The sequence below is a fragment of the Actinomadura sp. WAC 06369 genome (assembly GCF_003947565.1).
GTDB classification, from domain to species: domain Bacteria; phylum Actinomycetota; class Actinomycetes; order Streptosporangiales; family Streptosporangiaceae; genus Spirillospora; species Spirillospora rifamycini.
In genome coordinates, this window is the sequence record NZ_QHJN01000008.1 from 32,448 (window position 1) to 49,188 (window position 16,741).

General features: G+C 77.8%; 1 protein-coding gene. It reads right to left on the reverse strand.

Annotated features, from left to right (window positions below):
- Positions 1-22: 22 nt before the first annotated feature.
- Complete coding sequence (locus tag DMH08_RS42585) at positions 23-16,735, reverse strand: type I polyketide synthase (RefSeq protein WP_125611692.1); 16,713 nt, start codon at positions 16,733-16,735, stop codon at positions 23-25.
- Positions 16,736-16,741 lie beyond the last annotated feature (6 nt).

The window sequence follows — 16,741 nt, forward strand, 5'->3', positions numbered from 1 at the left end:
TCGGGTCGTTCTCCATCGGTGTTCAGCCCGTCCCGCCGAGGGCCCGCTGCACGAGGCCGGCGACGTCCAGTTCGTCGATCGCTTCCGCGTCGTCCGCGCTCCCGGGCGCGGCGGTCGGCGGCGGCTCGCCCGCGCCGTCGCCGTCCGCGGGGTCCGGCTCGGCGAGGGCGAGCAGCGCGTCGAGCACGCCCGCCTCCCGGAACCGGGCGAGCGGCACGGTCGCCAGCACCCCCCGGAGCTCCTCCTCGCGGCCGTCCGGGCCGTCGTCGGGCTCCCGGAGGAGTTCCGCGCGCAGGTGGCCGACCAGCGCCTCGGGGGTCGGATAGTCGAAGATCAGCGTCGCGGGCAGCCGCAGCCCGGTCGCCGCGAGCAGGCTGTTGCGCAGGTTGACGGCGGCCAGCGAGTCGAAGCCGGCCTCCTGGAACGCCTGGCGCGGGCCGATGCCCTCGACGTCGCCGTGGCCGAGGACCGTCGAGGCGTGCTTGCGGACCAACCGGAGCAGGACGCGGTTCTGCTCGGCGTCCGGCACCCCGCGCAGCGACTCCGCGAGGGACGCGGCGGCGTCGCCGTCCTCGCCGTCCGGCTGGGCCGCGCGGAGCGCCGCCCGCGCCTCCGCCAGGTCGGCGAACAGCGGGCTGGGCCGGACCGACGTGAACGCGGGGATGAAGGCGTCCCAGTCCATGTCGACCACGGTCACGGACTTCTCGTTGCCCTCCGCCGCCTGCGCGAACGCGGTGACCGCGAGCTTCGGCGCCATGGGCAGCACGCCGCGGCGCCGCAGCTGGACGAGCGTCGCCTCGTCCATCCCGACCCCGACCTCGTCGAGGGCGCCCCAGGCGATCGAGGTGGCCCGCCCGCCCCGGGCGCGGCGCCGCTCGACGAGCGCGTCGAGGACGGCGTTCGCCGCGCCCGACGGGCCCTGGCCGCCGCCGCCCCACACGCCGGCGATCGAGGAGAAGACGACGAACGCGTCGAGGGGCGTGTCCGCGAACCGCTCGTCCAGCCACACGGCGGTGTCCACCTTGGCCGCGAACACCTCGGCGAGGTCGCGCTCACCGGTGTCGTCCACGGTGCCGGTCCGGGCGATGTCGGCGGTGTGGACGACGGCCGTGAGCGGCGGCCGGTCCGGGTCGTCCGGGACGTCCGGGGCGACCAGCCGCGCGATCGCGTCGCGGTCGGCGTCGGCGCAGGACTCGACGGCGACGTCCAGCCCCATCCCGGCCAGGGCGTCCCGCAGCTCCGGCACGCAGCCGTCCGGCGCGGCCGCGGTGGTGGTGACGACGAGCCGCTCGGCGCCGGCGAGCGCGAGCCACCCGGCGGCGTGCCGGCCGAGGCCCTCCGCGCCGCCGGTGACCAGGACCGTGCCGCGCGGCCGCCAGCGGTCCCCCGCGGGCTCCGGCACGGGCCTGCGGACGAGCCGCCGGCAGTAGACGCCGGAGCGCCGGACCGCGAGCTGGTCCTCGCCGGTGGCGCCGGACAGCACGCCGAGGAGGGCCCGCACCGCGCGCCGGTCGACCGTCGCGGGCAGGTCCACGAGCCCGCCCCACCGGTCGAGGCGCTCCAGCGCGGCGGCCCGGCCGAGCCCCCACACCGCCGCCTGGGCCGGTGCGGTGACGGCGTCCTGGATGCCGATGTTCACCGCGCCCCGGGTCACGCACCACAGCGGCGCGGAGGCGCCGGCGTCGCCCAGGGCCTGGACGAGCGCGAGCGCCGTCGCGGCGCACTCGGCCGGGGCCGCGGCGCCGCGGTCGAGCGCGAGCAGGGACAGCACCCCGTCGACGTCGTGCCCGGCCAGGACGTCGCGCAGGCGTTCGGCGAGCCGCTCGCGGGTGCGGTCGCCGCCGCCGACCTCCAGCAGGACCGTGCCGAGTCCCTGCCCGGTCAGCTCGGCGAGGAGGCCGTCGTCCGGCTCGTCGCCGGCCGGGCTCGCCGGGGCGACCACCAGCCACCGGCCGCCCGGCACGCCCGCGGCGTCGCGGTCGAGCGGCTTCCAGGTGACGTGGTAGCGGAGCCGCTCCGCGTCCGAACGCTCCCGGCGCTTCTCCCGCCAGCCGGCGAGCACCGGGACGAGGTCGCGCAGCGCCCCGCGCTGCTCGGCGGACGCCAGTTCCAGCAGGTCGGCCAGGGAGTCGGCGTCGGTCTTCTCGACCGCCGACCAGAAGTCGGCGTCGGCGCCTCCGGCGGCCTCGCCCTCGACGGCCGCGGCGTCCGCCTCGTCCAGCCAGTAGTGGCGGCGGTCGAAGGCGTAGGTGGGGAGGTCGACCGGCGCCAGCGCGGGCGGCAGGACGGACGTCCAGTCGACGGGGACGCCGCGGACGAACAGTTCGGCCATCGAGGCCAGCAGGCGGCGCGGGCCGCCGTCGTCGCGCCGCAGCGACCCGACGACGAGGGCGTCGGTGTCGCGTCCGTCGGCGATCTCGCTGATGGGCTGGAGCAGGACGGGGTGGGCGCTGATCTCGATGAACACGCCGTGGCCTTCGTCGGCCAGCGCCGCGACGGCCGGAGCGAACCCCACCCGGTTGCGCAGGTTCCGGTACCAGTAGTCGCCGTCGACCACCCCGGCCTCTGTGATCCACTTCCCCAGCACCGTCGAATAGAACGGGACCGCCGGTGCTCGGGCGTCGATCCCGGCGAGGGCCTCGGCGAGGGTGTCCTCGATGTCCTCGACGTGGCGGCTGTGGGAGGCGTAGTCCACGGCGACCCTCCGCACGCGGACGCCGTCGGCGGCCAGCGCCTCGACTGCTTCGTCGAGCGCGTCGGCGTCCCCGGCGATCACCACCGACACGGGGCTGTTGACCGCCGCGACCTCCACGCGGCCCGCCCACCGCTCCAGGCGGGCGGTCGCGTCCGCCTCCGACAGCGCGACCGATGCCATCCCGCCGCGTCCGGACAGCTCCGCCGCGATGGCCTGGCTTCGCAAGGCCACGACTCGCGCTGCATCGTCCAGCGACAGTGCGCCCGCCACGCACGCGGCGGCGATCTCGCCTTGCGAGTGCCCCACGACGGCGTCCGGGCGCACGCCTGCCGACTCCCACACCGCCGCCAGGCCGACCATGACCGCGAAGCTCGCGGGCTGGAGGACGTCGACCCGGTCCAGGAAGCCCGGCTCGGTGTCGCCGCGCAGGACGTCCGTCAGCGACCAGTCCACCCACCGCTCCAGCGCGGCGGCGCACTCGGCGACCCGCTTGGCGAACACCGGCGAGTCGTCCAGCAGTTCGCGGCCCATGCCGACCCACTGCGAACCCTGCCCCGGGAACACCCAGGCCAGCCTTCCCGGCACGTCCACGGTGCCGGTCACCAGGCCGGGCGCGTTCTCGCCGCGGGCGGCCGCGCCCAGCGCGGCGACGGCCTCCTCGCGGGTGCCCGCCACCGCGACCGCCCGCCGCGCCAGCGTCGCCCGGGACGACAGCAGGGTCCCGGCCACGGCGGCGAGCGGCGTCCCGGCGGAGCCGTCGAGGAACGCCGCCAGCCGGCCGGCCTGCCCAGCCAGCGCTCCCGCGCTCCCGGCCGAGACGACCAGCGGCACCACCCCGGTGTCCGGGGCGTCGGCCGCGCCGGACGGCTCCTCGGCGGGGGCCTCCTCGATGATGAGGTGGGCGTTCGTCCCGCTGGCGCCGAAGGAGGACACGGCGGCCCGGCGCGGACGGCCGTCGCGGGGCCACGCGCGGGACTCCGTCAGCACCCGCACCGCACCCGACGACCAGTCCACCTGGGTCGTGGGCTCGTCCACGTGCAGGGTCGCGGGCAGCTCCCCGTGCCGCAGCGCCTGCACCATCTTGATCACGCCGGCGACGCCCGCGGCGGCCTGCGTGTGCCCGATGTTCGACTTCAGCGACCCCAGCCACAGGGGGTGCTCCGGGTCGCGGCCCTGCCCGTAGGTGGCGAGGAGCGCCTGCGCCTCGATCGGGTCGCCGAGGGCCGTCCCGGTGCCGTGCCCTTCGACGGCGTCCACGTCGAGGGGGCCGAGCCCGGCCTTGGCCAGCGCCGCGCGGATCACCCGCTGCTGCGACGGGCCGTTCGGCGCCGTCAGCCCGTTCGACGCGCCGTCCTGGTTCACCGCACTGCCGCGGATCACGGCCAGCACCTTGTGCCCGCGCTCCCGCGCGACCGACAGCCGCTCCAGCAGCAGGACGCCGACGCCCTCGGCCCAGCCGGTGCCGTCCGCGCCGTCCGCGTACGCCTTGCACCGGCCGTCGGCCGACAGCCCCCGCTGCCGCGAGAACTCCAGGAAGGCGTCCGGGCTCGCCATGACCGTCGCGCCGCCCGCCAGCGCCATCGAGCACTCGCCGGAGCGCAGCGCGTGGGCGGCCTGGTGGATCGCGACCAGCGAGGACGAGCACGCCGTGTCCACGGTGACCGCCGGGCCTTCGAGGCCGAACACGTACGACACCCGGCCCGACGCCACGCTCGACGCGGTGCCGGTCATCAGGTAGCCCTGGACGTCCTCGGGCACCTCGCGGAGCCGGGTCACGTAGTCGTGGTGGACGATGCCGGTGAACACGCCGACGTCGCTGCCGCGCACCGACAGCGGGTCGATGCCGGCCCGCTCCAGCGCCTCCCAGGACGTCTCCAGCAGCAGCCGCTGCTGCGGGTCCATCGCGAGCGCCTCGCGCGGCGAGATCCCGAACAGCCCGGCGTCGAACTGCGCGGCGTCGTACAGGAACCCGCCCGAGCGGGTGTAGCTGGTGCCCGCGCGGGCGGGGTCCGGGTCGTACAGCCCCTCGACGTCCCAGCCGCGGTCCAGCGGGAAGCCGGAGACGGCGTCCCGGCGCTCGGCCACCAGCCGCCACAGGTCCTCCGGACCGTCCACGCCGCCCGGCAGCCGCGCGCTCATCGCGACGATCGCGATCGGCTCGTCGGCGTCGCGGACCGCCGCCGGGACGGCCCGCGGCGCCGCGCGCTCGCCGAGCAGTTCGGCGCGCAGGTGCTCGGCGAGCCGCGCGGGCGTGGGGTGGTCGAAGACCAGGGTGCTGGGCAGGTCCACCCCGGTGAAGTCGCGCAGCCGGTTGCGCAGCTTGACCGCGCCGAGGGAGTCGAAGCCGAGGCTGCGGAACGAGCGGTCCTCCTCGAAGCCGTCCTGGCCGCCGTGCCCGAGCACCACCGCGGTGCTCTCCCGGACCAGGTCCAGCACGGCCCGGAACCGGTCGGGGTCCGGCAGCCCGGCCAGCCGGTCCGCCATCGTGCCGCCCGCGCCGTTCGACCGCGCCGCCGCGCGCCGGTCGAGCGGCACCGGCCGGACGTGCCGTGCGCCGTCCGCCGGTTCCGCGGGTGCGCCGGTGGGGGCGGCGAAGGTCACCGGGCCCATGGCCGCGACGGGGGCGCCCGCCGCGTCCGCGAACTCCAGCAGCGGGCCGCCGTCCTCCGCCGGGGTGATCCGCAGCCGCAGCGCGGTCGCGCGCTCGGCGAACACCGCCAGGCGGGCGCAGGACGCCAGGTCGCCGCCGCCGTCGCCCGCCGCGGCGCGCAGCGCGGCGTCGACGAGCAGCGGGTGCAGGACGAACGCGCCGTCCCGCCCGGCCGCGTCGTCCGGCAGCGCGAGTTCGGTGAGGCCGGCCGCGCCCCGCAGGTCGAAGGCCGGTTCGGGCAGCCCGGGGACCAGCACGGCCCCGGCGCGGCGGGTCCACGGCCCGCGCCCGCGACCGGCGGGCCGGGTGTGGACGGCCGCGCGGCGGCGGCCGTCCGGTCCGGGCCCGTCCACCGTCACCCGCACGTCGAGGCGGCCGGGTTCCGGCGGTGCCTGCGGCGCCTCGACGGCGACCTGTTCGAGGGCGCCGCAGCCCGCTTCGGCGCTCGCCCGCACGAGCACCTCCAGCAGCACGGCGGCCGGGTGCCCGGTGCCGTCCGGCGCCGGGAGCCGCCCGGTGAGGACGACGCCGCCGGTGCCCGGCACCTCGACCACCGCGTCGAGCAGCGGGTGCGGGACGCCGAGCCGGTCCGCGCCGCCCGCCGCCGGGCCGGCCTCGACCCAGTAGCGGCGGTGCTGGAACGCGTAGGTGGGCAGCTCGGGCCCGACCTCCGCCGCCGGACGGCCGAGCACCGCCGCCCAGTCGACGGACGAGCCGCGCACGTGCAGGCCCGCCAGCGCGGTCAGGACGTCGGCGGCCTCGGCGCCGTTCCTGCGCAGGGTCGCCAGGCAGCTCCGCTCCTCCCCGCCCAGCGTGCCGAGCGCCATCGCGGCGAGGGACCCGCCGGGCCCCAGTTCGAGGAACGTCGCCGCGCCCCGGTCGCGCAGCGCGGTGACCGCGTCGGCGAACCGGACCGCGCCGCGCGCCTGGTCGGCCCAGTAGTCCGGCGTGCCGAACGTCCCGTCCTCCATCACCCGGCCGGTCAGCGTGGACACGATCGGCAGGTCGCCGGGGCGGACCGGCAGGCCGGCCAGGACGGTGCGGAACTCCGCCAGCGCGGGTTCCATGAGCGGCGAGTGGAAGGCGTGGCTGACCGGCAGCCGCCGCGTCTTGCGGCCGCGTCCGGCCAGTTCGGCGGCGGCGGCGAGCACCGCGCCCTCCGCGCCGGACAGGACCACCGCGTCGGGCCCGTTCACCGCCGCGACGCACGCCGCGCCGCCGCCGGTCCGGGCGAGCAGCTCGGCCGCCTCGGCCTCGGTCGCCTGGACCGCGACCATCGCGCCGCCCGCGGGCAGGTCCTGCATCAGCCGGCCGCGCGCCGCGACCAGCGCCGCCGCCTCCTCCAGGTCGAGCATTCCGGAGACGTGCGCGGCGGTGATCTCACCGATCGAGTGCCCGGCCAGCAGGTCCGGCCGCACGCCCCACGACTCGAACAGCCGGAACAGCGCCGTCTCCAGGGCGAACAGGGCCCCCTGCGTGTACATGGTGCGGTCGAGCAGGTCGCCGTCCGGCGCGAACACCGCCTCGCGCAGCGGACGTTCCGCGTGCCCGCGCAGGTGCCCGTCCACGGCCGCGCACGCGGCGGCGAAGGCGTCCCGGAAGACCGGGAACGCGGCGGCGAGCCCGCGGCCCATGCCCGCCCACTGGCCGCCCTGCCCGGTGAACAGGAACGCCAGCTTGCCGTCGACCGGGGAGCCCGACACGACCGCGGCCGGCTCGGTGCCGCTCCCGTACGCGGCCAGGTCCGCGGCGGCGCGGTCCCGGTCGGGTGCCACGACCACGGCGCGGTGGTCGAGGTGAGCCCGCGCGGTGCCGAGCGCGTGGGCGGCGTCGGCGAGGCGCACGTCCGGACGGTCGTCCAGGAAGCGCGCGACGCGGCCCGCCTGGCCGCGGAGCCCGGCCGGTGTCCGTCCCGACACCGGCAGCGGAACGGGGACGTCCGCCGCCTCCGGCGCGGGCTCCGGTTCGCCGGGCGTCAGCTCGCCGGGCGTCGGCTCGTCGGGGGCGGCCTCCAGGATGACGTGCGCGTTGGTGCCGCCGATCCCGAACGACGACACGCCCGCCCGGTGCGGACGCCCGTCCCGCGGCCACGCGCGGGCCTCGGTCAGCAGCTCCACGGCGCCCGCCGACCAGTCCACCTTGGACGACGGACGGTCCACGTGCAGCGTCCGGGGCAGCACGCCGTGCCGCATCGCCATGACCATCTTGATCACGCCCGCGGCGCCCGCCGCGGCCTGCGCGTGCCCGATGTTCGACTTCACCGACCCCAGCCACAGCGGCTTCCCGGGCTCGCGGCCCTGCCCGTAGGCGGCGAGCAGCGCCTGCGCCTCGATCGGGTCGCCGAGCACGGTGCCGGTGCCGTGCGCCTCGACGGCGTCGACGTCGGACGGCGCCAGGCCGGCGCTGTCGAGCGCCCTGCGGATCACCCGCTGCTGCGACGGCCCGTTCGGCGCCGTCAGCCCGTTCGACGCGCCGTCCTGGTTCACCGCCGAGCCGCGGACGACGGCCAGCACCCGGTGGCCCCGGCGGCGGGCCTCCGACAGCCGCTCCACCAGCAGCAGCCCGACGCCCTCGGACCAGCCGGTGCCGTCCGCGCCGTCCGCGAACGGCTTGCACCGGCCGTCGGGGGCGAGGCCGCGCTGCCGGGAGAACTCCACGAAGGTCTCCACGCCGCCCATCACCATCACGCCGCCCGCCAGCGCCATCGAGCACTCGCCCGACCGCAGCGACCGCGCCGCCATGTGCAGCGCCACCAGCGAGGACGAGCACGCGGTGTCGACCGTGACGGCGGGGCCCTCGAACCCGAAGTGGTAGGCGACCCGCCCGGACACGACGCTCCCCGAGCCGCCGGTGAGCCGGAACCCCTCGACGCCCGGCGCCCCGTGCGTCCGCATGCTGTAGTCGTGGGCGTTGACGCCGACGAAGACGCCGACGTCCTGCCCGGCGAGCGCGGTCGGGTCGATCGCGGCCCGTTCGAACGCCTCCCAGGACGCCTCCAGCAGCAGCCGCTGCTGCGGGTCCATCGCCAGCGCCTCGTTCGGCGAGATGCCGAAGAACGCGGCGTCGAACCCGGCGGCGTCGTCCAGGAAGGCGCCGTGCCGCACGTAGGTGGTGCCCTCGTGGTCGGGGTCGGCGTGGAACAGCCCCTCGGTGTCCCAGCCCCGGTCGGTCGGGAACCCGGTGACGGCGTCGCCTCCCTCGGCCACCAGCCGCCACAGGTCCTCCGGGCCGTGGACGCCGCCCGGCAGGCGGCACGACATCGCCACGATCGCGATCGGCTCGTCGTCCGGCGCGGGCCCCGGCCCGGCGGGGCGGCGGCCGTCGGGGCGGTCCGCCGCGCCGCCGGTGAGCAGGGCCCGCAGGTGCTCGGCGAGCGCGGCCGGCTTCGGGTAGTCGAAGACCAGCGTCGGGGAGAGCGCGAGCCCGGTCGCCGCCGCCAGCCGGTTGCGCAGTTCCAGGGCGGTCAGCGAGTCGAACCCGGCGCTCTTGAAGGACCGGTCGGGACGGACGGACTCGGCGGTGTCGTGCCCGAGCACCTCGGCGGCGTGCCGCCGCACCAGGTCCAGCACGGCCTCGGTCTGCTCGGCGGCGGTGCGCCCGGCGAGGCGGTCCGCCGGGGACCCGGCCGCGGCCGCCGCCGGGGCCGTCCGCGCCGCGGGCCGCGCCGCCGGGACGAGCCCGCGCAGCAGCGGCGGGACCGGCTCGCCCGCGCCCGCGTTCGCGCGGAGGACCCGCGGGTCGAGCTTCGCCGCCACGAGCGCGCCGGAGGCGCCCAGCGCGGCGTCCAGGACCGCCATGCCCTCCGCGGCGGAGAGCGCGGCCATGCCCGTCCGCCGGTTGCGGCGCAGGTCCGCGGCGCCGAGGTGCCGGGTCATGCCGCTGGCCGTCTCCCAGTACCCCCAGGCGAGGGAGACGCCCGGGAGCCCGAGGCGGCGCCGCCGGACGGCCACCGCGTCGAGCGCGGCGTTGGCGGCGGCGTAGTTGGCCTGCCCGGGGTTGCCCAGCACGCCCGCCGCCGAGGAGAACAGCACGAACGCGGCCAGGTCCAGGTCGCGGGTGAGCTCGTCCAGGTGGAGCGCCGCGTCCAGCTTCGGCCGCAGCACCGTGTCGACGCGGTCCGGGGTCAGCTCCGTGAGCACCCCGTCCTTCAGGACGCCCGCGGTGTGCACCACGGCGGTGAGCGGATGCTCGGCCGGGACGGCGGCCAGCACCTCCGCCAGCCGCGCCCGGTCCGCCGTGTCGCAGGCGGCGACGGTGACGGACGCCCCCAGGGCGGTCAGCTCGTCGCGCAGCGCGGGGGCGTGCCCCCGGCGGCTGACCAGCAGCAGGTGCCGCACGCCGTGCGCGGTGACGAGGTGCCGCGCCGCCATCGCGCCGAGCGTCCCGGTGCCGCCGGTGATCAGGACCGTGCCGTCCGGGTCGAGCGGACGGCGCTCCGCCGCCTCGTCCGCCGGGACGCGCGCCAGGCGCGGCACCTCCGCGACGCCGTCGCGCAGCCTCACCTGCGGCTCGCCGCTCAGCAGCGCGGCGGGGAGCGCGCCCCGGGACGCGTCGTCGAGGTCGACCAGGACGATCCGCCCCGGGTGCTCGGACTGCGCCGACCGCACCAGGCCCCACACGGCGGCCGCGGCGAGTCCGGTGCAGTCCCCCGTGACGACGGCCAGCCGGGCGTCCGCCAGGGCCGGTTCGGCGAGCCAGCCCTGGAGCACTCCCAGCGCGGCGCCGATCGCGGCGCGGGGGTCCGCGGCGGCCCCGGCCTCGTACAGCAGCACGTCGGGCGCCGACGCGGCCGACGCGGCGACGTCCTCGCGGGCCGCGACGGGCACGACGGCGGGTTCGCGGTCCACGGCCGGGAGCGGCGACCGCACCCAGTCCACGTGGAACAAGGCGTCGCGCGCGGACGCGCCCGCACCGGCGACGCCCGCGTCCTCCGGGGGGAACGGCGTCCCGCGAACCGCCTCCACGGTCATCACGGGCCCGCCCGCCGGGTCGGTCAGCACCAGGCCGGTCCCCCGGTCGGACACCGCGCCCGGACGGACGTGCAGCGCGGCCGCGCCCGCCGCCAGAAGCGTCACCCCGGTCCACACCGACGGCACCTCCCCGTCGGGGACGACGGTGCGGACGGCGGCGTCGAGCAGCGCGGGATGCATCCCGTAGCGGTCCGCGTCGCGGACCGCGTCGCCGTCCAGACCGACCTCGGCGACCTCGGCGGTGTCTGCGGGCGGCGGCGCCGGGGAGGCGGCGGGCGCCAGCGTGCCGTGCGCGTGCCGCGTCCACGCCGCGTCCAGCGGGGCGTCCGCGGCGCGCGAGTAGATCTCCACCGACCGCCGCCGCGTCGCGCCGTCCGGTTCCCCGACGACGGCCTGGACGTCGCGTCCGCCGCGCCGCGGCAGCACCACGGGCGCGTCCACGGTCAGGACGTCGAGGACGGGGACGGCGGCCAGGTCGCCGAGCCGGACGGCCACCTCGACCAGAGCCGCGTTCGGCACCACGAGCGCCTCGCCCACCGCGTGGTCGGCGAACCAGCGCTGCGACTGCGCCGACCACCGCGACGTCGCCGTGAACCCGGCCGAGCCCGGCCGGCCGACGACCGCGCCCAGCAGCGGATGGTCGGCCGCCGCCTGCCCGAGCGACGCGGCGTCCGACGCCGACCGGGCGGGCTCGAGCCAGTAGCGCCGGTGGTCGAACGCGTACGTCGGCAGGTCCACCCGGCCGGACGCGGGCGGCAGGACGGACGTCCAGTCGACGTCGACACCCCGGACGTGCAACTCGGCCATCGAGGTCAGCAACCGCCGCATCCCGCCGTCATCGCGGCGCAACGACCCGACGACGACACCGTCGTCGGCGATCTCGCTGATCGGCTGAACCAGCACCGGATGGGCACTGACCTCCACGAACACACCGTGCCCCTGGTCGAGCAGAGTGGACAGGGCTGGTCCGAACCGGACCCGGTTGCGCAGGTTCCGGTACCAGTAGTCGCCGTCGACCTCTCCGACCTCGGAGATCCACTCCCCCGTCACCGTCGACAGCAGCGGAATCGTCGGCGCCTGCGCCTCGATCCCGACCAGCGCCTCGGCGAGCGTGTCCTCGATGTCCTCCACGTGGCTGCTGTGGGAGGCGTAATCGACGGCGATGCGCCGCACGCGGACGCCGTCGGCGTCCAGCGCCTCGACCGCTTCGTCGAGCGCGTCGGCGTCCCCGGCGATCACCACCGACACGGGGCTGTTGACCGCCGCGACCTCCACCCGGCCCGCCCACGGCTCCAGGCGGGCCGCCACGTCGGCTTCCGACAGCGCGACCGACGCCATCCCGCCGCGTCCCGACAGCTCGGTCGCGATTGCCTGGCTTCGCAGCGCCACCACCCGCGCGGCGTCGTCCAGCGACAGGGCGCCCGCCACGCACGCGGCCGCGATCTCGCCCTGCGAGTGGCCCACCACGGCGTCCGGTCGCACGCCGACTGACTCCCACACAGCCGCCAGGCCGATCATGACGGCGAAGCTCGCGGGCTGGAGGACGTCGACCCGGTCCAGGAAGCCCGGCTCGGTCTCACCGCGCAGCACGTCCGTCAGCGACCAATCCACCCACCGCTCCAACGCGGCGGCACACTCGGCGACACGCTCGGCGAACACCGGGGACGACTCCAGCAGCTCCCGGCCCATGCCGACCCACTGCGTGCCCTGCCCCGGGAAGACCCACACGACCTTCCCCGGGACGTCCGCGCTGCCCGTGACGAGACCGGGCGCGTGCTCGCCGCGCGCCAGGGCCTCCAGGCCGGACGCGGCCTCCTCGGGGGTGCCCGCGACCACGACGGCACGCTCGTCCAGCACCGCCCGGCCGGACGCCAGCGCCCGGGCCGCGCCCGCCGGGGAGGCAGCGGCGGACCCGATGAACGAGGCGAGCCGGCCGGCCTGCCCGGCCAGCGACGCGGCGCTCCGCGCCGACACCGCCAGCGGCACCGGGCCGTCGAACGGCGCCGCCTCCTCGACGGCCGGTTCCTCGGGGGCCTCTTCGAGGATCACGTGCGCGTTCGTCCCGCTGACACCGAACGAGGACACCCCGGCCCGGCGCGGACGCCCGGTGCGCGGCCACTCGCGGGACTCGGTCAGCAGCTCGACGGCCCCCGCGGACCAGTCCACCTCGGTCGTGGGCGCGTCCACGTGCAGCGTCGCCGGAAGGACGCCGTGCCGCATCGCCTGCACCATCTTGATCACGCCCGCGACGCCCGCCGCGGCCTGCGCGTGCCCGATGTTCGACTTCAGCGACCCGAGCCACAGCGGCTTCCCGGGCTCGCGGCCCTGCCCGTAGGCGGCGAGCAGCGCCTGCGCCTCGATCGGGTCGCCCAGCGCCGTCCCGGTGCCGTGGCCCTCGACCGCGTCCACGTCGGACGGCGCGAACCCGGCGGCGGCGAGCGCCCTGCCGATCACCCGCTGCTGCGCGAGGCCGTTCGGCGCCGTCAAACCGTTCGACGCACCGTCCTGGTTCACCGCACTGCCCCGCAGCACCGCCAGCACCCGGTGCCCGCGCTCCCGCGCCACCGACAGCCGCTCCAGGACGAGCACGCCCGCGCCTTCGGCCCAGCCGGTGCCGTCGGCGCCGTCCGCGTACGCCTTGCAGCGCCCGTCGGGGGCGAGGGCCCGCTGCCGGGAGAACTCGACGAACGTGTCGGGCGTCGCCATCACGGTCGCGCCGCCCGCCAGCGCCATCGAGCACTCGCCCGACCGCAGCGCCTGCGCCGCCAGATGCAGCGCCACCAGCGACGACGAGCACGCCGTGTCCACGGTGACCGCCGGGCCCTCGAACCCGAACACGTACGACACCCGGCCCGACGCCACGCTCGACGCGGACCCGGTGGTCGCGAAGCCCTCCAGTTCCGGCGCGTCCGCTCCGGCGCCGTAACCGTGCCCGAACACGCCGGAGAACACGCCGACGTCGCCGCCCTTGAGGGACAGCGGGTCGACTCCGGCGCGTTCCAGCGCCTCCCACGACGTCTCCAGCAGCAGCCGCTGCTGCGGGTCCATCGCGAGCGCCTCGCGCGGCGAGATCCCGAAGAACCCCGCGTCGAACGCCGCCGCGTCACGCAGGAAGCCGCCCCGGCTCGTGTAGGAGGTGCCCGCGCGGTCGGGATCCGGGTCGAACAGGCGCTCCAGGTCCCAGCCCCGGTCGTCGGGGAAGCCGGAGACGGCGTCGCCGCCCTCGGCCACCAGCCGCCACAGGTCCTCCGGCCCGGCGACGCCGCCGGGCAGGCGGCAGGCCATGCCCACGATCGCGACGGGCCCGCCGGCGTCGGGCTCCGCGGGCGGGGCCGTCCCGGCGGGCGGCCGGGAGACGCCGAGGACGTCGGCCCGGAGGCGGGACGCCAGCGCCGCCGGGGTCGGGTGGTCGAACGCGGCCGCGGCGGGCAGCCGCAGCCCGGTGCCCTCCGTCAGCCGGTCGCGCAGCTCCACGATGGCCAGGGACGTGAAGCCGAGGTCGCGGAAGGCGCGGTCGGCCGGGACCGACTCGGGTCCCGGCTCCCTCAGCACGAGCGCGGCCTGCGTGCGCACCAGGTCTTCCAGCAGCGCGAGCTGCGCGCGCTCGTCCAGGTCCGCCAGGCGGTCGCGCAGCGCCGCCGTGACGGCCGCATCGGGTTCGCGGCCCCGCGACGGCGCCTCGACCAGGTCCCTGAACAGCGCGGGGACGTCGGCGCCCGGGGCCGGGGTGCCCGGCGGCAGCGCCAGCACCGGCGAGCGGCCCGCCGTGACGGCGACGTCGAACGCCGCGAGCAGATCGCTCGGCCGTCCGGCCTCGCGGGACCAGGCGACGAAGCTTCCCGGCAGGCCCCGCAGCCGGCGGTTCCGCACGAGCGCCGCGGCGAGGGCGCCGTCCACGACCGCGCCCGGGTCGCCGGACGGTCCCGGCAGCCCGGCGGCGTCGGCCACCACGACGAACGCGGAGGGTGCGTCGCCCGCGGTCAGCTCGTCCAGCAGCACCGCCAGGTCGAGATCGTCGGCGGCGTGGACGACCGCGGTCACCGGGGGGCGCGCGGCGGCCAGCGCCGCCCGCAGCGGCTCCGGCGCGCGCCCGTCCGCGGTCACCCGGACGATGTCCGTCCCGTCGGCGCCCGCCACGGCGGGCGCCGGTCCGGCGCCGGGGGCATCGACCAGGAGCAGGCTCGTCACCGCGTGGACCGCCGCCAGGCGGCCCGCGACGGCCGCGCCGTGCTCCGTGCCCGCTCCGGTGACCACCACCGTGCCGCCGGCTCCGGCCCACGGCTCCGGGCGCGGCGCGCCGTCCACGGGCAGGCGGGCCAGCCGGGGCGCCAGCAGCGCGCCCGACCGCACCGCGACGTGCGGCTCGTCCGCCGCGACCGCGGCCCGCAGGACGTCCGGGTCCGGGTCCGCACCGGGGGCGAGGTCGACGACCGTGAGCGGGACGTCCGGGAAGGAGCGGGCGGCGGCCCACAGCGGGACGTCGGCCAGGTTCAGGGCGCCGTCCCCCTCGACGGCACCGGCCGCGCCGCGGGTGAGGACGACCAGCCGGGACGCCGCCGCGTCCGGCCGGGCCGACCGGGCCCGCACGCCGTCCGCCAGGGCGCGGGCGCCGGCGCGGCCCGCCGCGACCGGATCCGGCGCCGGACCGTCCGGCCGCACGAGCACCGTCACGTCCGGGACCGGCTCCGCCCCGGCCGCCGCCGCGAGGTCCGGGTACCGCCGCACGCGGGCGCCCGCCGCCTCCAGCGCGGCGGCGAGCCCGTCCGCCGGACCGACCAGCGCCCAGCTCTCCGGCGGCGCGGGGTCCGCCGGTTCCGGCACCGCGACCCAGTCCACGCCCGTCAGCGCGTCGTGCCGCCCGCTCGCCGCGTACCGCAGCCGGCCCGGCTCGTCCGCCAGGAGGCGCCGCTGGGTCTTGCCCGACGCGGTGCGGGGGATGCGCGCGACCTCGTAGACCCGTTCGGGCACCTTGTAGGCGGAGAGCTTCTCGCGGCACAGCTCCACCAGGGCCTGGACGTCGACCCCGGACGGGCCGGGGATCACGTACGCGACCGGCACCTCGCCGAGCGTCCCGTGCGGCGCGCCGGCCACCGCGGCGTCGGCGACGCCCGGCGCCGTGCGCACGACCGCCTCCACCTCGGCGGGATGCACGTTCTCCCCACCGCGGATGATCAGCTCCCGGACCCGCCCGCGGATGGTGAAGTAGCCCTCCTCGTCGCACCGGGCCAGGTCGCCGGTCCGGAACCAGCCGTCCCGCATCGCCGCCGCGGTCTCCTCGGCGCCGTTGTGGTAGCCGACCATGACGTTCGGCCCGCGCACCCACACCTCGCCCTCCGTCCCGGCGGGGACGTCCAGCCCGGTGTCGGGGTCGACGACCCGCACCCCGACCCCCGGCACGGGACGGCCGCACGAGCCGTCGACGCGGGCGCCGTCCGGCGCGTTCATGGTGATGGCCCCGCACGTCTCGGTGCTGCCGTACGCGTCGACCAGCGGGACGCCGAACGTCTCCTCGAAGTCGCGGCGCAGCCCGGACCCGAGGACCGCGCCGCCGACCAGCCCGATCCGCAGGCCGGGCGCGGCGAACCCCTGCTCCCGCGCGGCCGTCACCAGGTGCTGGTACGTCGTGGGGACGCCCGCCAGGAACGTCGGCTCCTCCTCGCGGAGCGCGCGGATCACGTCCCCCGCGTCGCCGCCGTCCACGAGGCGGGCGGTCGCGCCCACCACCGTCACGGACAGGACGCACGCGATGTGCGACAGGCTGTGGAACAGCGGGAGCGGCCACAGCACCCGGTCGCCGTCCGTCAGCCCCGGGATCGGGACGTAGCTCGCCGCGACGGACCAGAGGCAGTTGCGCTGCGTCGACAGCACGCCCTTCGGCCGGCCGGTCGTCCCCGACGTGTAGAACATCCAGGCCACGTCGTCGAGACCCAGGTCGTCGCGGGCGGGAACGGCGGGTTCGGTGACCGCGAGCCGGTCGTAGGAGTGCACGCCCGGCCGCTCCGCGGTATCGCCCGGCCGCTCCGCGGTATCGCCCGTCACCAGCAGCGTGGCGTGCGGCGCGACCGGCAGCCGCGGCGCCTGCACGGCGTCGGTGACGACGGCCGCGGCGCCGCTGTCGTCCAGGAGGTACTCCAGCTCGGCGCGGGCCGAGGCCGGGTTGAGCGGCACCCCGACACCGCCCGCGCGCACGATCGCCAGGTAGCTCTCCACGGCGGCCACCGAGTTGCGCAGGCAGATCGCCACCCGGTCGCCCGGGCGGACGCCCAGGTCCGCCAGGTGCCCGGCGAGCCTGCCGGTCCGCGCCTCCAGGTCCCCGTAGGTGACCGCCCGGTGGTCGTCCTCGAAAGCCGCCTTGCCGGGGAAGCGGGCCGCGTGCTCCTTGAGCGTGGCGGGCAGCGGCTTGATGAGGTCGGTGCGCACTGTGCC